This is a genomic window from Litorihabitans aurantiacus (genome assembly GCF_030161595.1).
In the GTDB taxonomy this organism is placed as follows: Bacteria; Actinomycetota; Actinomycetes; order Actinomycetales; family Beutenbergiaceae; genus Litorihabitans; species Litorihabitans aurantiacus.
The window spans coordinates 1550179-1570246 of record NZ_BSUM01000001.1 but is presented as its reverse complement, the minus strand read 5'-3'; the positions used below and the strand labels follow the sequence as shown (position 1 = coordinate 1570246).

Sequence of the window (20068 nt, the reverse complement as noted above, 5' to 3'; positions counted from 1 at the left end):
CGCCCCCTCAGTCCGCGAGCCCCACCATCGCGGCGCTGCGACGCCACAGCTCGGTCACGAGCTCCGCGTCCTGCGCCTGCGGGTGGGGCTCGCGCACGAGCGAGCGCTCGTCGTAGTACTGGCCGCTCTCCCAGTCGCGTCCGGCGGTGCCGGCGAGGAAGTGCTCGAGCGTGCTCCCGCCCTTCTCGGCGCTGATGAGGATCAGGTGGCGCAGGGGCGTGCGGTAGATGAACCGGAACCAGCTCGTGGTGTCGGCGGCGAAGTTGGTGCCGACCATCCCGGGGTGGAAGGCGACCGCCGAGACGCCCTCGGCGGTGTAGCGCTCGTGCAGCCCCCGCACGTGCAGGATGTTCGCGAGCTTCGCGCTGCCGTAGGCGCGGTTGGCGTTGAACCGCTTCCGGTTGTCCAGGTCGTCGATGTCGATGACGCCGAACCGCGCCGCCGCGACGCTGGAGGTGTTGACGACGCTCCCGCCGCCCACGAGCCGGTCGTGCAGCAGCTCCGTCAGGAGGAACGGCGAGAGGTGGTTGATCTGGAAGGTGCGCTCGTGGCCGTCGTCGGTCGGGCGGCGCTCGCCGAACACCCCGCCCGCGTTGTTCGCCAGGACGTCGATGTGCTCCACCCGGTCACGGATCTGCGAGGCGAGCCGACGCACGTCGTCGAACCGGGCGAAGTCCGCCACGAACGACTCCGCGCCGGTCTCCGCGGCGACCGCCGCGGTCTTCTCGGGGACCGCCCCACCAGCAGCAGACGGTGACCGGCCGCGGCCAGGGTGCGGGCCGCCGCCGCGCCGATGCCGTCGGACGCACCCGTGATGACGATGGTGCGGGGCGTGGTCGTACCGGAGTCGCTCATCCCCCCACGCTACGACCGGGTGGACCCGGTCGCCCAGGTCTACGGTGAGCCCGTGCAGGACCACGCGCGGGACGTGCCCGCCACACCCGACGCATCACCCTCGCGGCGGCGCCGCGGCCGCCCGGGCCTAGGACGCCCCTGGTGGGCCCTGGCACTCGTCGTCGGTGTCGTCGTCGTCGCGACCGGCCTGCTGCCACGCCCGGAGGCGACGGCGCTGGCCGAGCGCACCGGCCCGGTTCTGCTCTTCCTCGCCGCGCTCACCGTCGTCTCCGAGCTGTGCGCGGGCGCGGGGCTGTTCGCCGCGGCCGCCGGGCTCGCCGCGCGGGTGGCTGCCGGGCGGCGGTGGCTGCTGTGGGTCCTGGTCGTCGTGCTCGCCACGCTCAGCACCGCGGTCCTGTCCCTCGACACGACGGCGGTGCTCCTCACCCCGGTCGTCATCGCGCTCGCGCGTCGCACCGGCACGTCGCCGCTGCCGTTCGCGCTCGCCGTCGTCGCGCTCGCGAACACGGCCTCGCTGGTGCTCCCGGTCTCGAACCTCACCAACCTGCTGGCCGACCACGCGCTGCGTGCGGCGGGTGGCAGCTTCCTCGCCCTGATGTGGGCGCCGGCGCTCGCGGCGATCCTCGTGACGGTCGCGGTGCTCGGCGTCCGGGACCGCCGCGAGCTGCGCGGCCGGTACGAGACGCCGCCCGCCCCGGAGGCGCCCGACCCCGCCCTGCTGCGCATCGCCGCCGTCGTCGTGGCCGTCATGGCGCTGGCGTTCGTGCTCGGCGTCGAACCGGCGGTGGCGGCCACGGTGGCCGCCGTCGCGCTGCTCGTCGCGACCCGCGTGCGACGGCGGCCGCTGCCCGTGCCCGCCGGCGACCTCGTGCCGTGGCGCACGCTGGTCGTCGTGGCGGCCCTGTTCGTCGTCGTGGCGGCGCTGCGCCCCCTCGGGGAGGGCCTCACGGTGGCCGCCGGGACCGGTGACGGACCGCTCGACCTGCTGCGACTCGCGGCCGTCGCGGCTCTCGCGTCGAACGCCGTCAACAACCTCCCGGCGTTCCTCGCGCTGGACCCCGCGGTCGCGGGGGAGCCGCTGCGCATCGCCGCGCTGCTGATCGGGAGCGGGGTCGCCCCGATCATGACCCCGTGGGGCTCGCTCGCCACGGTGCTGTGGTGGCAGCGGTGCCGGCAGGCGATGCTCGAGGTCCCGCTGCGCACCCTCGTGCGGCAGGGGCTGGTGCTCGCACCCCTCGCCCTGCTGGCCTCCGTGGGTGCGCTCGTCCTGGTCGGATGAGGCCCGTCAGGTCGCACCGGCGGACCGAACTCGTTCGAGGTGGTTCGGGCCCGCGCGGGTACGTTGGAGATTCCGGCAACACCTGGGAGAACACCGCCATGACCACGCCCGATCCCGACCCGCAGAACACGACCGGCCTCGAGCCCGGTGGCGGCACCCCACCCGGTGAGACGCCCCCGGGCGAGGCCAGCACCGTGGCCGCTCCCAGCCAGACGCCGAAGGAGCGCAGCCCCGCGTTCGGACGCGTCGCCGTCGCCGTCGTGATCGGCATCGGCGTCCTCACCGCGGTGTTCTTCGTCGCCCACCTGGCGGGCATCCTCGGCTGAGGACGGCGTCGGGTCAGTCGGGGCTCAGGCGCGGCGCCAGCCGGTGCCGTCGCCCTCGCGCACGACGGCACCCGCGGCCTCGAACGCCTCGAGCCACCCGGTCATCGGCCAGGTGCCCCACCGCCCGTGGAACAGGGCGCCGTTGCGCAGGATGTCGTCGAGGTGCTGCCACGGCGGGGACGACGTCGGGTGGTGCTGGTGGTAGGCGTCGGCGCCACCCACCCACACGAGCGGGGCGCCGGCATCCCGCGCCCGGAACGCGAGGTCCGTGTCCTCCCCGCCGTACCCCTCGTAGGCCTCGTCGAAGCCGCCGATCCTCGCCCAGCCGGCGGGGGTCGTCGCGAACGAGAGCGACCAGAAGAGCGGGTACTCCTCGGGCGCGGCCTCGACGAGGTCGCCGACGGCGGGCGCCGGGCGCGCGGGGTGCGGCGCGGTGAGAGCGGCGAGGTCGGTGTCCGCCTCGACCGTGACGCCCTGCGCGAGGTAGGTGACGGCGCCGCACAGGAGCCCGTCCTGGTGCGAGGCGGCCGCCGCGGCGTAGGCCGCCAGCAGGTTCGGCCCGGGGACGCAGTCGGCGTCGAGCAGCACGAGCAGGCCGTGGCCGCGCGCGGTCGCCTCCGCCACGCCGAGGTTCCGGCCCGCCGCGAGCCGCATCCCGTGCGCTCCCGGCGGCACGTGCAGCACGATCGCGCCGTCCAGGGCGGGAGGCTCCTCGGCGTCCAACCAGACCACGACGCGCTCGACGTCGGCTCCGGCGAGGCGCGCCTGCTGCCGCCGCACGTGGTCGAGCCGGGCGGCCGAGGCGAGGGTGACGACGGCGGTCACGCGGCACCGCCGGAAGCCGGGGTCGGTACCGCGGCGGGCGTCGCGCGGGCGGCCACCGCCGCGATCACGTCGGCCGCGCGGGCGGCGGCGCCCGCGACCCGCCACCGCGACCAGTCGGGATCGAGTGCGCGGGCCCGCTGCAGCAGCCCGGGCCACTCGTCACGGGACGGCCAGGCGGGGACGACGACGGCGAGGCCCGCCCGGCCGAGGGCCTCCGCCGTCGCGCGCTGCTCGTCGAACGGGCGATCCTGCGCGACGACGATCGCGCGCGCCCCCGCCGCGGCGAGGTCGGCCACCGCGTTCTGACCCGCGGCGGAGACGACGACCTCGGCCGCGCAGATCGCCGGCCAGGGGTCCTCGGCCCACGGGGCGTGGCCGCCGAGGTGGTGCCACGTGGTGCTCCCGGCCCCGGGGACGCCGTCCGGGTCGTCCGTCCCCGTCCCCTCGTCCGCGGCGCCGCCCCCGAGCACGAGCACCCGCCCGGGTACCGGGGCGCCGGCGCGCGGTCGCCCGTCGAACCGCGAGATCCCGCCGACCTCGTGCAGGTCCCGCCCCAGCGGGTCGTACCGTCCGGCCGGCCAGGGGGCGACCACGGCGTCCGCGATGCGCCACGCCAGCCGGTGCGGGTCGTCGTCGCGCGCGCCGGGCTGCGTCATCACCACGACCGGGACCCCGAGGAGCCGTACGAGGAGCGTCACCTCCACCGACACGTCCACGACGAACGCGTCCGGCGGATCGGCGGCGATCTCGGCGGTGATCGCCGCGAACCGGCCCGTGTGGCCGGGGTGGTGCAGCGGTGCCCAGTGCAGCGCGCCGCCCGCCGTCGGAGCACTCGTGCCCGCGTCGTGCGGATCGCGCACCGCGCCACGGTGGTCGGTGCGGACGTCGTCGTCACGCTCCAGCACCACCCAGCGGGTGCGCGGGGGAGGTCGGGAGGCGCCGGCCGCGAGCTGAAGGCCACGACGTCGGCGTCCAGGTGGGGCCGGACGGCGAGGAAGCGCACGAGGTGCCCGCTGCCGTGGTGGTGGACGTACCAGCCGATCGTGCTCACGCGGGCACGCGGTCGCCGTCGCCCAGCACCACCGCGGGAGCGGCGGCGGACGCGGCGGGGACGACCGCGGGCGTCTGTGCAGTCACGGGAGTAGCCGCCGCGGCGCGGTGCAGGTCGACGATCTCGTCGAGCTGGCGCTCGATCGAGAAGCGCTGCAGCGCGTGCGCCCGGATGCGCGCCCGGGCGGTACGGGTCGGGTCCGCGAGCGCCGCGACGGCGGCGGCGAGACCCTCGACGTCGCCGGGCGATACGAGGCGCGCCCCGGGCGACCCCGCGACGACCTCGCGGACCCCGCCGCGGTCGAACGCCGCCACGGGGGTGCCGGTGCACAGGGCCTCCGCCAGGACCAGCCCGAACGGCTCCTCCCACAGGGGCGTGACGAGCGCGCACGCGCTGGAGCCGACCAGCATCGCCAGGTCGCGCTGCCGCAACGGGCCGACGTGCACGACGTCGTCGCCGAGGTGCGGCGTGATCTCCTCGCGCACGTAGCCCGCGTCGCCGACGCGTCCCGCCAGCACGAGACGCCGTCCGAGCAGCCGGGCCGCCCGGATCGCGACGTGGGCACCCTTCTCGGGCACCAGCCGGCCGAACCACACGAGGTCCTCGCCGCCCGGTCCGAGCGCCCACCGAGCCGTGTCGACGGCGTTGGGCAGCACCCGGGCGTGCACGCCGTGCTCGTGCCAGGCGCGTGCGGTGTGGGTGCTGACGGCGAGCACCGGTCCGAGGTCCGGTCCGGCCTCCCGGATGGCCTCGACCATCGCGGGCAGGGGCGGGGTGTGCAGCGTCGTGACCATCGGGATGCCCAGGTGGGGTGCCCGGACGAGGGGCAGCGCGTGCAGGCTGTGGTTCTCCACGACGTCGAAGTCCGCGCGGTGGCGGCGCAGGTGCGTCAGCGCACGGTCGAGCGCCGCCTCGGCGACCGCCACGTAGCCCTCGGGGTAGTCCGTGTCGGAGGAGACGGCGCCGGACCAGTGTGCGGCGGGCAGGTGCAGGGCGTCGGGGGAGTCGGCCATGAAGTCCGACCCCGCGGCCGCCACGAGGTGCACCCGGTGGCCCCGCCGGCGCAGGCTGTCGACGCGGTCCCAGACCGCGGCCTCGAGCCCGCCCGCGTGCGGCTGGCGCAGGGGGTGGCGCGAGGGCGCGATCACAGCGATCCGCAGCCGACCCGGGCGACGCCCCGCGTCCCCGAGCCCCCTCATGCGCGGTCCCCGAACGGGGCGTCCGCGCGTGTGCCCACGCGCGCCGCGTCGACCGCGGCCGCGTAGACCTCGTGGTGGGCCAGGGCGATCCCGGGCCGGTCCGCCCGGCGCTGCTGCGCGCGCCGCTCGACCAGGGTCCGCCGGGCGTGGGTCCCGGGCCGGGTGCCGCGGGCGGCGGCCGTGGTGAGCGCCTCGGCGAGGGCCGCGGGTCCGTCCTTCGCCACGACGTACTCCTGGGGATGCTGCTCGTGCGCGTACCCGACCGCCGGTCCCACCACCGGCACGCCGAGGTCGTGGCACAGCTCGACCCAGCCCGAGTGCGTGCCGTGGCGGTAGGGCAGCAGCGCGACGTCGAGGTCGGCCACCTCGCGCTCGAGCTCGGCGTCGTCGACCCGCGGCCGGACCAGGATGCGGGCGGCGGCGTGCCCGTCGGTACGTACGAGGTCCGCGGCATCCGCGACGACGGCGCGCAGCCGCTCCAGCACCTCCGGTTCGCGCACGCGGTCGTTGACGATGACGCGCGCGACGGCGTCGACCCCGTCCGCGCGCAGCGCGCGCACCGCGCCGACCAGGGTCGCGACGGCAGTCTCGCCGTCGATCCCCGGGCGCAGGTCGCGCAGGTGCACCCCGACCACGAGCGCCGCCGGGGGCGGCGCGCCGACCGTCGTGCGGCCCGCGGGGTCGAGCACGGCGGGGTGCGCGATCACTCGCGCGGTCCGTCCCCAGCGCCGGGCGACCTCCGTGGCGGCACCGGGTGTGAGCGTCACGACGGCGGCGGCGTGCGCCAGCAGCAGGTCGAGGTCCGCCTCGTGCCCGCGCTGGTCGAGCAGCTGCGGGTTGCTCAGGTCGTGCACGGTGTGGACGAGCGGGATGCGCAGGCGCCGCATCTCGGCGAGCGCAGCCGCCAGGCGACCGGTCGGGAGGGACTCGGCCCCGAAGTGGGTGTGGACGAGGTCGATGCGGTCGGCGTTCGCCCGGATCCAGGCCGGGTCCAGGACGGCGTGCGGCCACCACCGGCCCGGGTCGCCCGGATCGGGAAGGGGGTCGGGGAGGCGACGGATCGCGTCACCGGCCCACGTGCCGGGGGCGCCGATGCCGCGGACGTAGGGATGGTTCGTCGGGACGGAGGCGACGACGAACCGGCGCGGGGCGGGGGGAGTGGTGGGGCTGGGGACAGGGGTCGGCGTGACCGGGGTGGGTGCGGCGGGTCGCTCGGGCGAGAGCTGCTCGGTCACGAGCCTCCTGTCCTGGTCGGAGCTGCGGGTGCGGCTCTCGGGAGGGTGCACCGGGCCGCCGGAGCGCCGCTGACGGGCGGTCCTGTCGCCACCGTAGGACTCCCGGGGCCGATCGCCTAGATTCGGTTTCGCCGGGGGATCGGGAACCAGGTGCGCCCACGAGCGGGCCGACGAGGAGCGGAGCAGCACGGGTGCAGCACGAGGCGCCACCGGATCACCTGGCCCGGTTCCACGACGACCCCGACCACGCCGACGACGCCGTGGGCAGGGACGGACGGCCGCTCGGCCTCGTCGTCGGCAACTGCCAGGCCGAGTCGCTGCGGATCGCCCTGGGCGACGAGCTCGACCTCGTGCGCACGCCGCCCGTGCACGAGCTGACGCGCTCCGACCTGCCGCACCTGACCCGGCTGCTCGGCCGGGCCGACGTGCTGGTGACCCAGCCCGTGCGGGACGACTACCGGGATCTCCCCGTCGGCACGCGGCAGCTCGAGGCGCTGCTGCGACCGGGGGCCCGCACCGTGCGCGTGCCGGTGATCCGCTTCGCCGGCCTCCACCCGCACCACGCGATCGTCCGACCGCCGTCGGACACCTCCCTCGTGCCCCCGCTGGTGGCCTACCACGACCTCCGCGTCCTGAGCGAGGCTGCCGGACACCCGCTCCCGCCGACCGCCCCCGCCGCCGCGGTGCGCGAGATCGCCCGGGAGTCGCTCGAGCAGCTGCGCCGGCGCGAGGCCGCCCACGGCACGGTGGTTGTCCACGACCTGTTCACCCACCCGGACTTCGCGCAGATGCGCACCCTGAACCACCCCGGCAACCCGGTCTGGGAGGCACTCGCGGCGCGCGTCGCGGACGCGCTCGGCATCGCGGCGCCCCCGCCCCTCACCCGACCGCTCCTGGCGTCGGTGCACGCCCCGCGCGAGGCCCACGTCATCGAGGCGTGGGGGCTGGCGGACGAGCCGCGGCCGGACTGGGTCGTGGACGGCCGCACGGTGACAACGGGGCAGGTGCGCGAGGCCCACCTCGACTTCTACGCCCGCCACCCCGACGCCGTCGCCGCCGGGCTGGAGCGGCACGCCGGAGCGATCGCCGTGCTCGCCGGGGCGGGTGCGCGATGAGGCCGCCCCTGCTGGTGCACCTGGCGGACGAGAGCCACGGGGTGGACCGCTGTGCGCGGACCGTCGCCGGCGCCGTCGCCCGCCTCTCGCCCGCCACCGAGCTCCGACGCGGTGACGCCGCCGACCTCGACGCCGGGGCGGCGGGCGCGACCGCGTTCCTCGGCGGGGGCCTGCCGCGGGACGCGCGCGTGCACGTCCACGTCACCGACCGGCTCTGGGGCCCGGACCCCGAGCGATCCGCGGCCCGGATCGAGGCGCTCGCGGCGGTGTGCGACCTCGGCGTCACGCTGCACGACCTCCCGCAGGCCTCCGACGGCCCGACCCGCCTGCCGCGTCGGCTCGCGTTCTACCGCCGCGTCGTGGCCGCGGCGTCGGTCGTCGTCGTCAACAGCGAGCACGAGCGGCACCTGCTGCGCGACGCCGTGGGCGGCGGGGAGGGGGCCGGTGTCGCGCAGGCTGCGCAGGTCGCGCACGTCGTCCCGCTCCCGGTGCCGGCGCCGCGATCCCCGGGCGGCACCGACCCCGCGGACAGACCCGCACCGGACGGCGCCGTCGCCGTCCTCGGCTTCTTCTACCCGGGCAAGGGGCACCGGGAGGTGGTCGACGCCGTCGCCCGCCTTCCGCGCGGCGCGGCGCGGCGGGTGACCGCGCTCGGCCGCGCCTCGGCCGGGCACGAGGGCGAGCTGGCCGAGCTCGTCGCGCACGCCGTCGAGCTCGGCGTCGACCTGCGCGTCACCGGGTTCCTGAGCGACGACGACCTCGCGACCCGGGCCCGCACCGCCGCCGTCCCGGTGATCGCCCACCAGCACGTCTCGGCCTCGGGCTCCCTGACGGACTGGCTCGCCGCCGGTCGCCGTCCCCTCGTCCTGGACTCGCCGTACTTCCGCGAGATGGCCCGGTTGCGACCGGGGACCCTGACCCTCGTGGCCGCCGACGCGCTCCCGGACGCGATCGCCGGGGCGCTGGACGATCCGGCGAGCACGTGGCAGGAGTCGGGGGCGAGCACGCGTCCCGACCTCGACGACGTCGCGCGGGCCTACCTCGACCTGTGGGCCTCGCGCGGCCCCGGGGAGCGCGCGTGAGCGCCCCGCCCTGGGGCACCACGGTGCCGGGCAACCGCTGGGACCTCGCGACAGAGTCGGACGCGCACGCGCACGCGCTCCGTCGCTCGGTGACCGTCGTCGTCACGCACTACGACCAGCCGGGCGAGCTCGCCCGGACCCTGTCCGCGCTCGCGCGCCAGACCTACCCGGCGCACCTCGTGCAGGTGGTCGTGGCCGACGACGGCTCCCCGGTGCCCCCGAGCGTCCCGGACGGCGTGGCGCTGGTGCGCCAGGAGGACCGCGGGTTCCGCGCCGCGGCCGCGCGCAACCTCGGGGCGAGCGCGGCGACAGGCGACCTCCTGTGCTTCCTGGACGCCGACACCGCGCCGGAACCCGACTACCTGGCGCGACTCCTGCGGCTGCCCGCCCTCCTGCCCGAGGCCGTCACCGTCGGTCGGCGCCGGCACGCCGACCTCGCCGCGTCGGCCGCGCCCGTCGAGCGCGCGGGGCCCGCGCACGAGCTGCCCGAACCGTCCTGGCTGACGCGGGCCTACGCGGACTCGCGCGACCTGCTCGACGCCGACGACCGCTCCTACCGCTTCGTCATCAGCGCCGTCCTGGCCTGCTCCCGGTGGTTCTTCGAGCAGGTCGGCGGTTTCGACGAGTCCTTCGACACCTACGGCGGCGAGGACTGGGAGTGGGCGCACCGCGCTTGGGCGGCGGGCGGCGTGCTCGCCCACGTGCGCGACGCCGTCGCCTGGCACGACGGTCCGGAGTGGGCCGGGCGCGAGGGCGCCTCCGAGCGACGCCGCCGGAAGAACGCGGAGACGCTGCGGCTCGCGCACCGGATCACGGTCCCCGGGTCGCGGCCCCGCGCCCTCCTGACCGGCGGCGTCGAGGAGCTGGTGGTGCTCGAGCGGGTCGCGAGCCCCTCCCAGGCGCTGGTGTGCGTCGACAGCGTCCTGCTCGCGCTGCCGCACGCGCGCGTGGTGGTCCCGTCGCACGTCCACGGGCCGCTGCGGGGGGACCCCCGGGTGCTCCTGGACGAGCCCGACGGCGTGCCCCGCGTCCGCATCGACGTCACCGACGCCGTGCGGGTGCGCGACGCGTCCGGGCTCCGCGAGGCGGTGGCCCTGCTGCGCGACGACGTCGCGCGCGTCCGGCTGGGTGAGCACGTGACGCTCACGGCCGGTCGGGCGGTGCACCGGCGCCGCCGCTGGGGATCGCTCGTGGGGTGGCAGGACCTGGCGCGGGAGGCGCCGTGGCTCGAGCCGGTGGCCGACGAGCCCGAGCTCGCCGCGTGGCTCGGGGGCTGGGACGACTGAGGCGGTCCGGCCCTTCACCCGTCCGGGCCGGCCCCTCCTCAGGACAGCCGGGGGTCGACGAGCGCCCGCCGCAGCGGGTCCCGCCGCAGGGTGGTCGCGAGGGCGGCCACGACGGCGACGGCGAGCACGAGGGCCGCGGTCGCCACCAGCGGTCCCTCGAGCGTCGAGGCCCCGCCGCCGGCGCGCTCGAGCTGGCTGCCGACGTTCCACACCGCGTGCACGCCGACGGCCGCGAGCAGGCGCCGCGTGGTGCGCCGGACCAGGTGCAGCAGCGCTCCCAGGGCGAGGAGCGCGGCGACGTCGGCCACCGCCGTGAGGCCCCGGCCCGTGGCGGAGGGCACGAGCACCAGGACGACCACCTGCGGGAGGGCGGAAGCCGCCGTCGCGGTCCACGCGGCGACCATCTCGCTGCGGCGACCGACGCGCAGCGCGCGCAGCAGCACGCCGCGGACGGCCACCTCGTGCACGACGGCGCCGAGCACGGCCGCCGCGAGGAGCGGGCCGAGGTCGACCCCGGCCGGTGAGAAGTCCTGCACGGCGGCCCGGGCGAGGACCGCACCGCAGGCCACGGCGACGACGACGCGCACCGCCACCGGGGTCGGCATGCGGAAGGGGTCGCGCCAGACCGCGTCCCACTGCGACCACACGACGAACGCGACGAGGAAGACCGCCGAGACCACGAGCGGGACGACCTCCGCCAGCACGACCGCACGGTCGGACGAGCCCCAGGCTCGGTAGGGCGTGCCGCTGACGAGCTGCAGGCCCAGCGTGAGGACCGCGGCGGCGAGCGTGACGACGAGCCCGCGCGCGAGCGTCACCCGGATGCGCGGCGCGACGTCGTGGCGACCGAGGATGAAGGTCGCCGGGCCAGGGGTGTCGCCGCGGCGGGGCATCTCACGATCCTGGCACGGCCCCGCGTCCAGGACTCTCCCAGGATCGCCGCCTACGGTCGAGAAGTTGCAGCGACAACTGATTTCCGTCCCTCTCGCAAGGAGCATCGTGACCACGACCAGCACCACCGCCCCTCCCGCAACGCCGTCCGCCACCACCCTCTCGATCGGGCTCCTGCTCGCACGCGTCGTCCTCGGGGCCGTGATGATCGCGCACGGCGCGCAGAAGGTCTTCTCCTTCACGCTGTCCGGCACGGCGGCCTCGTTCGAGGAGATGGGCGTGCCGCTCGCGTCCGTCGCCGGTCCCGGGCTCGCGCTCCTCGAGCTCGTCGGGGGCGTCGCGATCGTCCTGGGCGCGGCGACGCGCGTGATCGGCGTCCTGTTCGCGCTCGCCATGGTCGGTGCGATCGCGATCGTGCACCTGGAGGCCGGGTTCTTCGCGAGCGACGGCGGCTACGAGCTCGTGCTGCTGCTCGCGGGCGTCGCGGGCGCGCTCGCCCTCACCGGAGCGGGCCGCTGGTCCGTGGACGGGCTGGTCGCCGCGCGCCGCCGGGCCTGACGGGCCGCGCCCCGTCCGCTCCCCGTCGGTCTTCGGTTTCGTTGACGCACGGCGAAAGCCGTGACTACCGTCGACGCAAGAGTCGATGAGACCAACGAGGGAGTTGATCGGGATGGACCGCACCACCACACCACCGCACCGCGACGAGCAGGTGTCGCGGCGGCGCCGACACGGGGGCGCGAGGGTGCTCACCGCCGGGGTCGCCGCGCTCGCCGTCGGGACCAGCCTGGGCCTGGCGGGGAGCGCGGCGGCCGACGTCCGGCCGGACGACGCCGCCGCCCCCGCCGTCGACCTCCTGCCGGTCGACGACGAGGGCTACACCGTCCTGTTCGACGGGTCGCAGGAGTCCTTCGACGCGTGGGAGTACGCGGGCGACGGCGGCTTCGACCTCCAGCCGGACGGCACGATCACCAGCCGCGGCGGCGAGGGCGGCGGGTTCGGCACGCTCTGGTTCCCGGGGCGCGAGCTCGCCGACTTCTCCCTCAAGCTGGAGTTCCGCGACGACGCCCCCGGCGCCGCGGACGTCCGAGGCAACAGCGGCGTCCAGGTGCGCTTCCCCGAGCTCGACGAGCCGCTGGCGGGCTGCCCCACGACGTTCAACGGCTCCGAGACGAACAACCTCTCGTGGATCGCGGTGAACTGCGGGCACGAGATCCAGATCAACGACTCCCCGGAGGAGGGGTCCAACGACCCCCGCAAGACCGGGTCGGTCTACGGCTTCGCGGACATCGGGAGCGCCGAGTCGGCCCCGACGCCGAAGGGGAGTGGAACACCTACGAGATCCGCGTCGTCGGGCACGAGTACACGGTGCTCCGCAACGACGAGGTCATCAACACCTACACGAACCTGCCCGACGTCGCGTTTCCGGGCCGACCGAACGACCCCGACTCCTCCAGCCGAGGCCTGACCGGGTACGTCGGGCTGCAGGCGCACGGCGCGACCCAGGACGTCGTCTCCTTCCGCAACGTGCGCGTGCAGGAGATCCCGGCGTTCCCCGACGTCGTCGGCAACCTCTTCGTCCGCGAGATCTCGTGGCTCGCGAACGTCGGCGTCACGACCGGCTGGGTCGACGAGACCACCGGCCTGCGCGAGTACCGCCCCCTGGCGCCCATCGCGCGTGACGCCATGGCGGCGTTCCTGTACCGCCTGGCCAACTCGCCCGAGTTCGACGCGCCGGACGTCTCGCCGTTCGTCGACGTCGCGACGGACGACCAGTTCTACACCGAGATCGCGTGGCTCGAGAGCGAGGGCATCGCGACCGGGTGGGTCGACCCCGCCACCGGTGACGCCGAGTTCCGTCCGCTGGAGCCGATCAACCGCGACGCCATGGCAGCCTTCCTGTACCGGGCGGCCGACGAGCCGGCGTTCGAGGCGCCGCCCCTGTCGCCGTTCACCGACCTGACGCCCCAGGACCAGTTCTTCACCGAGATCTCCTGGCTCGTCTCCGAGGGCATCTCCTTCGGCTGGCTGGGGAACGACGGCACGGCGATCTACCGACCGGTGACGCCCATCGCGCGGGACGCGATGGCGGCGTTCCTGTACCGCTTCGATGACGCGGGCTTCTCCGACGTCGACGTGTTCGCGAGCGTGCGCGCCGCCGGCTGAGCCGCCCGGTGTGACGAGGCGAGGGGCCGGTGGCCGGGAGCGATCCCGGCCACCGGCCCCTCGCCCTGTGGCGTCGGCGTGCGGTGTCAGCCCCGCCGCACGGGACCCGCGACCTGGTCGCGCACCCAGCCGAGCTCGCCCGCGACCATCACGGGCTGCTCCAGCACCGTCAGGTGGCCGGTGCGGGGCAGGCGCGCCGCACGCGTGCGCTCGTGGCCGCGCCGCGCCTCGAGCATCGCCGGCAGCTCGCGGTCGGGAGGCGTGGCGACGTCCTCCTCGCCGAACAGGATCAGCACCGCGCCGTCGAACCCGCGCAGGGTGTCCGCCCGGGGTGGTCGGGAGGCGATCGCGTCGGCCATCCACGCCGCACCCCGCGGTGATGTGCCGGCGATCATCTCCGCGACCTCGGTGACGAGCTCGGGCTGCTCCGTGCGGGCCGTCGCCCCGAGGGCCTCGTCCACGCTGTCCGTCACCGGCTCGATCGTCCCGGTGGCGCGTAGCCGCCCCGCGACCTCGCGCCGCTGCGCCGGGTCGTCCGGGGCGCCCACGCCGGTGCTCGTGCTCCCCAGGACCAGGGCGCGCACCCGCGCGGGGGCGAGCGCGGCGACGGCGAGCGCCGCGTAGCCGCCGGTGGAGACGCCCAGGAGGGTGGCGGCCTCGACGTCCGCGGCGTCCATCGTGGCCAGGACGCGTGCGGCGACCTCGTCCATCGACGGCTCGACCTCGGGCACCTCGCTCGCTCCCAGCCCGGGGAGGTCGACGGCGAGGACGTGCCACGCCGTCAGCAGGGGCACGAGACGGCGGAAGATCCGCGACGCGAGCGGGAAGGCGTGCAGGAGCACGATCGTCGGGGCACCCGGGTCACCGTGCTCCGAGAACGCGAGTGGGGAGAACGTGAGCGGCGCTCCTCCGGGCTCGCCCGCCGCGTCCGTCCCGTGGCCGGCGCTCACAGCGTGGCGACCGACCCGGAGTCGACGCGGTAGTTCGCGCCGTTGACGAAGCTCGCGAGGTCGGAGCACAGGAACGCGATGACGGCGGCGACCTCCTCGGGGCGGCCGCGGCGGCCGAGCTCCATGTACGGGCGCTCCTCCTCCAGGAACGTCTCGATGGCCTCGTCACGGTCCGTGCCGCGCTCGTCGGCGCGCTTGTCCATCATGGCGTCGGTCATCGGCGTCTCGATGAACGCGGGGGAGACGCTGTTGACCAGCAGACCCTCGGAGGCGTACGTACGGGCGAGCCCGCGGGCGAACGAGAGCAGCCCGGCCTTGGCCGCGCAGTAGGGCAGCTCGTCGTCGTAGGGCTGCACGGCGTCCTCGGAGTTGAGGTAGACGATCCGGCCCCACCCGCCGCGGCGCAGCGCCGGGAGAAACGCCCGCGTGACGCGGATCGGCGCGAGCAGGTCGGTCGTGATCGTGTCGACCCAGCCGTCGTCGTCGATCTCGTGGAACAGGCCCTGGGCGCCGGTGATCCCGGCGGAATTCACGAGGATGTCGATGTCGCCGACGGCGGCGCTCACCTCGCGCTCGAGGCGCGCGATCTCCTCGAGATCGTCCAGGTCCGCGGCGACGGCGTGGACGGCGTCCGCGTGGCCGAGGCGCTCGGCCGCCTCGACGAGGGAGTCGGCGTCCTTGTCGCTGACGACGACGCGCACGCCCTCGGCGAGCAGCAGGCGGGCGGTCTCGAAGCCGATGCCGGAGTCGGCTCCGGTGATCAGTGCGGTGCGGCCGGTGATGGCGAGGTCCACGGTGTGCTCCTGGGGATGGGCTGCGCTGGAACGAGTGGTGCGGGTGGGGTCGTGCGTCGGGGTGGTGCGTCCGGTGGGCGGCGACGGCGCGGGGGTCAGGACACCGGCTCGACCTCGCCGGTGCGGACCGAGTGGATCGTGAGCGCGGCGTTGACGAGCGCGAGGTGGCTGAGGGCCTGCGGGAGGTTGCCCGCGTGCGCACCGGTGGTGGGGTCGAGCATCTCGGCGAGCACGCCGACGTCGTTGGGTGCCTGCGCGAGCAGCTGCTCCATGAGCTCCTGCGCCCGCTCGACCTGCCCGCACAGCGCCCGCGCGGCCACCATCCAGAACGAGCACGCGAGGAACGTCTCCTCCTCGGACCGCATGCCGCTGTAGCGGTACAGGTGCGGCCCGGCTCCGAGCTTCTCCTCCAGCGCGTCGAGAGTCCTGATCATGCGCTCGCCCCGGTCGAAACCGCTGATGGCGTGCAGCAGGATCGAGGCGTCGAGCTCGTCGCTGCCGGGGTGGAACTCGTAGGCGCCGAGGTTCTCGGACCAGCCCTCGGTCCCGACCCACTCCCGGATGGCCTCGGCCTCGTGGCGCCAGCGCCCGGCGTCGCCGTCGATCTGCCCGAGGTCCGCGAGGTGGGCCGCGTGGGTGAGCGCCACCCAGCAGCCCAGCTTCGAGGTGGTGTAGTGCCGGTCGTCCTCGAGCTCCCACATCCCCGCGTCGCGGCGTCGCCAGTCGTCGGCGGCGCGGTCGGCGATCGACGTGAGCAGCCGACCGGTCGGCGCGTCGAGCACGTTGCCGTGGTCGACGTAGACCTGGACCGTCGAGAAAAGGTCGCCGTAGACGCCGAGCTGCAGCTGGTCGGTGGCGCGGTTGCCGGTCACGACGGGGGAGGAACCGCGCCACCCCGGGACGTCGTAGCACGTGACGTCGGCGCCCGGCCGGCCGCCGGCGAGCGTGTGCAGCACGCCGGGGCCCTCGCCCTCCTCGCGCAGGAGCGACAGCAGCCACGTGATGGAGGCATGGGTTTCCTCGCGCACCCCCAGCTGGAAGAGCGCGGTGAGGGAGAACGCCGTGTCGCGGATCCAGGAGTAGCGGTAGTCCCAGTTCTTGGCGGTCGTGCGAGACTCGGGCAGCGACGTCGTGGCGGCGGCCGCGATCGCACCCGTCGGCGCGAAGATGAGCTGCTTGAGCAGCAGTGCGCTGCGCCGGACCTCGTCCCGGAACGGGCCGTCGTAGGTGCAGCTGGCGCTCCAGCGCTCCCACGCCTCGATCGTGCGGTCGACGCCTCGGTCGAGACCCTCGGGGTCCGGCACGAGGAGCGGCCCGTCCTCCGTCGCCACGAGGCCCAGCAGGTGGCGCGAGCCGGGGAGGTGGTGAAGCCGACCGTCACGTCGCGGCGCGAGACGACGACGTCGTCCTCGCCCAGCGTGCGGACGGCGAGGGCGAGGCCGTCCACGCGCAGGATCGTGCCCGCGGAGGTGTCGCTCGTCCAGGGGGAGGCCGTGGCCAGCATCGTGCCGGGGGCGACGACGCCGCGCAGGCGCACGGTGCCGCTCACGCCGTCGATCCGTCGGGCGAGCTCGCACCAGGGCAGGCGACCGGCGAGGCCGGTGTTGAGCGAGTCGGTGACGCGGACGCTGCCCGACGCCGTCGTGAAGGTCGTCTCCAGCACGTTCGTCCCCGGGACGTAGCGGCGGGCGACGGCGAAGTCCTCGACCGGCGCCAGCGTCAGCGTCCCGCCCTGGGCAGGGTCGAGGATCGCCGCGAACGCCGGGACGGAGTCGAGGTCGGGCAGCGGGAGCCAGTCGATGCTCCCGTCGCGGGCGACCAGCGCGACGGTGCGGCCGTCCCCGATCGCGGCGTAGGTGCGCAGGTCCGCGAAGCCTTCGGCGTCGCGCTCGTCGGGGGCCGTGGGGGAGGCGCCGTCGCGATCGCGGGGAGGGGTGAGGTCGTGGGATCCGACCCGCCAGGTCAGGTGGTGCGGGTGGTCCGGGGTCACTCCTCCACCGTAGGCACGGCGACGGCGGGTGCCTAGGACGGCGTCGTCGTCCTCGGTCCGGGAACGGACGAGCCCGCCCGGATCAGGACCTCGCGGTCCCGGCCCGGGCGGGCTCGTGGTGGTGACGACTCAGACGTCGTAGTAGAGCTCGAACTCGTGCGGCGTCGGACGCAGCTGCACCGGCTGGACCTCGTTCGTGCGCTTGTAGTCGATCCACGTCTCGATGAGGTCGGGCGTGAACACGTCGCCCTCGGTGAGGTACTCGTGGTCGGCCTCGAGACGGTCGAGGACGGCGGGCAGCGAGGCGGGCACCTGCGCGATGGCGGCGTGCTCCTCGGGCGGCAGCTCATACAGGTCCTTGTCGACCGGCTCCGGCGGCTCGATGCGCTTCTTGATGCCGTCGATACCGGCCATCAGCATCGCGGAGAACGCGAGGTAAGGGTTCGACGACGGGTCCGGCACGCGGAACTCGACGCGCTTCGCCTTCGGCGACGACCCGGTGATCGGGATGCGGATGCAGGCCGAACGGTTGCGCGCCGAGTAGACCAGGTTGACCGGGGCCTCGAAGCCGGGCACCAGGCGACGGTAGGAGTTCACCGACGGGTTCGTGAAGGCGAGCAGCGACGGCGCGTGGTGCAGCAGACCACCGATGTACCAGCGCGCGAGGTCGGACAGGCCGCCGTAGCCGGACTCGTCGTGGAAGAGCGGCTTGCCGTCCTTCCAGAGGCTCTGGTGGGAGTGCATGCCCGAGCCGTTGTCGCCGAACAGCGGCTTCGGCATGAAGGTCGCGGTCTTGCCGGCGTTGTAGGCCACGTTCTTGATGATGTACTTGAACTTCATCAGGTCGTCGGCCGCCGAGCGCAGCGTGTTGAACTTGTAGTTGATCTCCTGCTGACCGGCGGTGCCCACCTCGTGGTGCGCGCGCTCGACCTCGAGGCCGACCTGCTGCAGCAGCGTGACCATCTCGTCGCGCAGGTCCGCGAACTTGTCGCTCGGGGACAGCGGGAAGTAGCCGCCCTTGAACCGCGTCTTGTAGCCGAGGTTGCCGCCCTCCTCCTCGCGCCCGGTGTTCCACGCGGCCTCGACGGAGTCGATGCTGTAGAAGCTGCCCTGGGGAGCGGTGGTGTAGCGGATGTCGTCGAAGAGGTAGAACTCGGCCTCGGGGCCGAAGAACACCGTGTCGGCGATGCCGGTCGACTTGAGGTACGCCTCCGCCTTGCTGGCGATCTGGCGCGGGTCGCGCGAGTACGGCTCGTCGGTGAACGGGTTGACGACCGAGAAGTAGACCACGAGGGTCTTCGCGGCACGGAACGGGTCGATGAACGCGCTCGTGACGTCGGGGATGAGCTTCATGTCCGACTCGTGGATGGCCTGGAAGCCGCGGATCGAGGACCCGTCGAACATCAGGCCCTCGGAGAAGGCGTCGTCGTTGAAGGCCTCGACCGGGATGTTGAAGTGCTGCTGCACACCAGGCAGGTCGATGAAGCGGACGTCGATGAACTTGACGTCCTGCTCCCGCGTGAAGGCGATGGCCTCCTCGGCAGAACTGAACATGGGGCTCCTTCGTGGGTTGGTCCCGGGGTCGTGGAGAACGGTAGGCCGCGGCCGTGACGGCGCCGTGACCCTCGTGTGTCCGTCAGGTTACGCAGGACGCTCCGACGCCGGGTGTGCTTCTCGCCCCGCGAGAAACGCAGCGGCCGCGCCGGTGGTCGTCCACAGGCGAAGGCTCCGGCCTCGCCGCCTACGATCGTGGGGTGAGCAAGGCGCGCGAGACCTCGGACAGCACCCCGTCGACGGGGAGTCTCACCTCGGCCGCCGCCTGCTGGCCCTGGTGGTCGACTGGGCCCTCGCCTCCGCCATCAGCGCCGGCTTCTTCTCCTACGACGCGCTGGCCACCCTCGGTGTCTTCGCCGCGATGACCCTCCTGCTGGTGGTCACCGTGGGTGCGACGATCGGCCACCGCCTGCTGGGCCTGCGGGTCTACCGCATCGTCGACGGCGGAACACCGCCGCGGCCGCTGCAGGCGCTGGTGCGGACGCTGCTGATGTGTCTCGTGCTCCCCGCCGCGGTCTCGGGTTCCGACGGTCGTGGCCTGCACGACATCGCGGCCGGCACCCGGATCGACCGCTGGCGCGCCGCCTGACCGGTGCCGGTGACGAGAACGGGCGCCGACCAGGATCTGGTCGGCGCCCGTTCTCGGTCCGCTCACGGCGGCTCGTCAGCGGCCGCGCATGCCCTTGCGGTCGGGGCGCATGCGGGTCGGGTCGACCCCCTTGGGGATCGGCATCCGCACGCCGCCCAGCGCCTTGAGGCGCTTGGTGATCTCGGCGACCTCGGCCGGGGTCAGGCGGTTCTTGTGCTTCTTGACCGCGGCGGCGACCTTCGGCAGCGGGACCTGACCCTCCTCGCGCCCGGTCTGCATCAGGTGGATCGGGACGTCGGGCACCAGGCGCCCGGCCCGCTTGCGCTCACCCTCGAGCAGCCGCTGCTGGATGCCGCGAGACCCGCCGTCGGCGACGAAGACGACACCCGGGCGGCCGATGGCGCGGAAGACCATGGCCTGCGAGCGGCCGTCGACGGCGACGGGCTGCTCCTCGATGTTCCAGCCGCGGCGGATCGTCCCCAGCGCGGCCGAGACAGCACCGGGCTGACCCTCGAGGCTCGAGTAGGCGGCGCGCTCGGCGCGCCGTGAGAGGAAGATCGTGGCCGCGAGGATGCCGACGGGGACACCCACGAACAGGCCGTACGGACCCTGGTTGAAGATCGCCCCGACGGCGAAGCCCAGGCCCGCGGCGATGACGAGGATCGCCAGCATGATCCACGGGACCGTCGGATCGGCCTTCCGGGTCATCTGGAAGACGTCCCACACCTGGTGGTACCACCGGCGCTTGCGGACCTTGGACTTCTTGGGCTTGGTGGGCTCGGCGGAGCCGGAGGATGAACGGGCCATGATGCGCCGATCCTACCGGGGGCCGCCGACCTGTGGACGACCAGCGGCAGCGGGGCGGATCACGGTGTGATGGTCGG

Annotated in this window: 20 protein-coding genes and 2 pseudogenes; 10 read left to right on the top strand and 12 right to left on the bottom strand. The window is 74.8% G+C overall.

Going from position 1 to position 20068, the window contains the following annotated elements; genetic code table 11:
• Positions 1 to 7: 7 nt before the first annotated feature.
• Positions 8 to 855, bottom strand: a pseudogene (locus QQK22_RS07315) (SDR family NAD(P)-dependent oxidoreductase).
• Here QQK22_RS07315 and QQK22_RS07310 point away from each other — a divergent pair.
• Positions 815 to 2134, top strand: coding sequence for an SLC13 family permease (locus tag QQK22_RS07310; RefSeq protein ID WP_284250331.1), 1320 nt, complete (start codon positions 815 to 817; stop codon positions 2132 to 2134). The pseudogene QQK22_RS07315 and the gene QQK22_RS07310 overlap by 41 nt on opposite strands.
• A gap of 98 nt (positions 2135 to 2232) precedes the next feature.
• On the top strand, positions 2233 to 2460 hold the full coding sequence (locus tag QQK22_RS07305; protein WP_284250330.1) for a DUF6480 family protein: 228 nt from the start codon (positions 2233 to 2235) through the stop codon (positions 2458 to 2460).
• 24 nt (positions 2461 to 2484) lie between these two features.
• On the opposite strand, the gene QQK22_RS07300 is transcribed toward QQK22_RS07305, so the two are convergent.
• From QQK22_RS07300 to QQK22_RS07285, 4 genes are all read right to left on the bottom strand, one after another.
• Positions 2485 to 3285: a glycosyltransferase family 2 protein gene (locus QQK22_RS07300; RefSeq protein WP_284250329.1), complete on the bottom strand. Its 801-nt coding sequence runs from the start codon at positions 3283 to 3285 to the stop codon at positions 2485 to 2487.
• Positions 3282 to 4190 (bottom strand): glycosyltransferase, encoded by a 909-nt coding sequence (locus QQK22_RS07295; RefSeq protein ID WP_284250328.1) that lies wholly within the window; start codon positions 4188 to 4190, stop codon positions 3282 to 3284. The genes QQK22_RS07300 and QQK22_RS07295 overlap by 4 nt, the downstream gene beginning before the upstream one ends.
• Before the next feature lie 142 nt (positions 4191 to 4332).
• Complete coding sequence (locus QQK22_RS07290) at positions 4333 to 5535, bottom strand: glycosyltransferase (protein WP_284250327.1); 1203 nt, start codon at positions 5533 to 5535, stop codon at positions 4333 to 4335.
• Complete coding sequence (locus QQK22_RS07285) at positions 5532 to 6770, bottom strand: glycosyltransferase (protein ID WP_284250326.1); 1239 nt, start codon at positions 6768 to 6770, stop codon at positions 5532 to 5534. The genes QQK22_RS07290 and QQK22_RS07285 overlap by 4 nt, the downstream gene beginning before the upstream one ends.
• A gap of 191 nt (positions 6771 to 6961) precedes the next feature.
• Here QQK22_RS07285 and QQK22_RS07280 point away from each other — a divergent pair, with 191 nt between their 5' ends.
• The 3 genes from QQK22_RS07280 to QQK22_RS07270 are packed head-to-tail and all read left to right on the top strand — an operon-like array spanning position 6962 to position 10253.
• Positions 6962 to 7885: a WcbI family polysaccharide biosynthesis putative acetyltransferase gene (locus tag QQK22_RS07280; protein WP_284250325.1), complete on the top strand. Its 924-nt coding sequence runs from the start codon at positions 6962 to 6964 to the stop codon at positions 7883 to 7885.
• A complete protein-coding gene (locus tag QQK22_RS07275) occupies positions 7882 to 8967 on the top strand; it encodes a glycosyltransferase family protein (RefSeq protein ID WP_284250324.1) in 1086 nt (361 codons plus the stop codon). Before QQK22_RS07280 ends, QQK22_RS07275 begins: the two co-directional genes overlap by 4 nt.
• Positions 8964 to 10253 (top strand): glycosyltransferase, encoded by a 1290-nt coding sequence (locus tag QQK22_RS07270; protein ID WP_284250323.1) that lies wholly within the window; start codon positions 8964 to 8966, stop codon positions 10251 to 10253. Before QQK22_RS07275 ends, QQK22_RS07270 begins: the two co-directional genes overlap by 4 nt.
• Before the next feature lie 38 nt (positions 10254 to 10291).
• Here QQK22_RS07270 and QQK22_RS07265 read toward each other — a convergent pair whose 3' ends face one another.
• The gene (locus QQK22_RS07265; RefSeq protein ID WP_284250322.1) at positions 10292 to 11146 is read right to left on the bottom strand and encodes a CPBP family glutamic-type intramembrane protease; all 855 of its coding nucleotides are present in this window, start codon (positions 11144 to 11146) and stop codon (positions 10292 to 10294) included.
• Between the two features lie 106 nt (positions 11147 to 11252).
• Between QQK22_RS07265 and QQK22_RS07260 the strand changes: the two genes are divergently transcribed.
• The 3 genes from QQK22_RS07260 (at position 11253) to QQK22_RS07250 (ending at position 13307) form a co-directional block, all read left to right on the top strand.
• Entirely contained in the window at positions 11253 to 11702 is a 450-nt protein-coding gene (locus QQK22_RS07260; RefSeq protein ID WP_284250321.1) for a DoxX family protein, read from the top strand.
• Between the two features lie 112 nt (positions 11703 to 11814).
• Entirely contained in the window at positions 11815 to 12609 is a 795-nt protein-coding gene (locus QQK22_RS07255; protein ID WP_284250320.1) for a 3-keto-disaccharide hydrolase, read from the top strand.
• Positions 12510 to 13307 (top strand): S-layer homology domain-containing protein, encoded by a 798-nt coding sequence (locus QQK22_RS07250; RefSeq protein WP_284250319.1) that lies wholly within the window; start codon positions 12510 to 12512, stop codon positions 13305 to 13307. Before QQK22_RS07255 ends, QQK22_RS07250 begins: the two co-directional genes overlap by 100 nt.
• A gap of 86 nt (positions 13308 to 13393) precedes the next feature.
• Here the strand turns inward: QQK22_RS07250 and QQK22_RS07245 are convergent, their stop codons facing one another.
• From QQK22_RS07245 to QQK22_RS07235, 3 genes are all read right to left on the bottom strand, one after another.
• Positions 13394 to 14257 (bottom strand): alpha/beta fold hydrolase, encoded by an 864-nt coding sequence (locus tag QQK22_RS07245; protein ID WP_284250318.1) that lies wholly within the window; start codon positions 14255 to 14257, stop codon positions 13394 to 13396.
• Positions 14254 to 15051 carry an SDR family NAD(P)-dependent oxidoreductase gene (locus tag QQK22_RS07240; protein WP_284250317.1) on the bottom strand — a complete coding sequence of 266 codons (798 nt, stop codon included), beginning with the start codon at positions 15049 to 15051 and terminating at the stop codon, positions 14254 to 14256. The genes QQK22_RS07245 and QQK22_RS07240 overlap by 4 nt, the downstream gene beginning before the upstream one ends.
• A 95-nt stretch (positions 15052 to 15146) precedes the next feature.
• Complete coding sequence (locus tag QQK22_RS07235) at positions 15147 to 16382, bottom strand: glycoside hydrolase family 15 protein (RefSeq protein ID WP_348525531.1); 1236 nt, start codon at positions 16380 to 16382, stop codon at positions 15147 to 15149.
• A gap of 12 nt (positions 16383 to 16394) precedes the next feature.
• Here QQK22_RS07235 and QQK22_RS18665 point away from each other — a divergent pair, with 12 nt between their 5' ends.
• Entirely contained in the window at positions 16395 to 16733 is a 339-nt protein-coding gene (locus QQK22_RS18665; RefSeq protein WP_348525656.1) for a hypothetical protein, read from the top strand.
• On the opposite strand, the pseudogene QQK22_RS18660 reads toward QQK22_RS18665, so the two are convergent.
• Positions 16661 to 17041 (bottom strand): annotated as a pseudogene (locus QQK22_RS18660) (trehalase-like domain-containing protein); the annotation flags it as partial. The gene QQK22_RS18665 and the pseudogene QQK22_RS18660 sit on opposite strands and share 73 nt — an antisense overlap.
• 129 nt (positions 17042 to 17170) lie before the next feature.
• Positions 17171 to 18595: a type I glutamate--ammonia ligase gene (gene glnA / locus QQK22_RS07230; RefSeq protein ID WP_284250316.1), complete on the bottom strand. Its 1425-nt coding sequence runs from the start codon at positions 18593 to 18595 to the stop codon at positions 17171 to 17173.
• On the opposite strand from glnA, the gene QQK22_RS07225 reads away from it, so the two are divergent.
• Positions 18489 to 19184 (top strand): RDD family protein, encoded by a 696-nt coding sequence (locus tag QQK22_RS07225; RefSeq protein WP_348525530.1) that lies wholly within the window; start codon positions 18489 to 18491, stop codon positions 19182 to 19184. The genes glnA and QQK22_RS07225 overlap by 107 nt on opposite strands.
• 75 nt (positions 19185 to 19259) lie before the next feature.
• Here the strand turns inward: QQK22_RS07225 and QQK22_RS07220 are convergent, their stop codons facing one another.
• Positions 19260 to 19991 (bottom strand): DUF4191 domain-containing protein, encoded by a 732-nt coding sequence (locus QQK22_RS07220; RefSeq protein ID WP_284250314.1) that lies wholly within the window; start codon positions 19989 to 19991, stop codon positions 19260 to 19262.
• Between the last annotated feature and the right edge of the window lie 77 nt (positions 19992 to 20068).

Bases quoted from the DNA above. Each gene is read 5' to 3' on its own strand.
- QQK22_RS07275 (WP_284250324.1), top strand. From the start codon at position 7,882: ATGAGGCCGCCCCTGCTGGTGCACCTGGCGGACGAGAGCCACGGGGTG.
- QQK22_RS07265 (WP_284250322.1), bottom strand. From the start codon at position 11,146: ATGCCCCGCCGCGGCGACACCCCTGGCCCGGCGACCTTCATCCTCGGT.
- QQK22_RS07310 (WP_284250331.1), top strand. From the start codon at position 815: ATGACGATGGTGCGGGGCGTGGTCGTACCGGAGTCGCTCATCCCCCCA.
- glnA (WP_284250316.1), bottom strand. From the start codon at position 18,595: ATGTTCAGTTCTGCCGAGGAGGCCATCGCCTTCACGCGGGAGCAGGAC.
- QQK22_RS07220 (WP_284250314.1), bottom strand. From the start codon at position 19,991: ATGGCCCGTTCATCCTCCGGCTCCGCCGAGCCCACCAAGCCCAAGAAG.
- QQK22_RS07305 (WP_284250330.1), top strand. From the start codon at position 2,233: ATGACCACGCCCGATCCCGACCCGCAGAACACGACCGGCCTCGAGCCC.
- QQK22_RS07255 (WP_284250320.1), top strand. From the start codon at position 11,815: ATGGACCGCACCACCACACCACCGCACCGCGACGAGCAGGTGTCGCGG.
- QQK22_RS07225 (WP_348525530.1), top strand. From the start codon at position 18,489: ATGTTGAAGTGCTGCTGCACACCAGGCAGGTCGATGAAGCGGACGTCG.
- QQK22_RS07290 (WP_284250327.1), bottom strand. From the start codon at position 5,535: ATGAGGGGGCTCGGGGACGCGGGGCGTCGCCCGGGTCGGCTGCGGATC.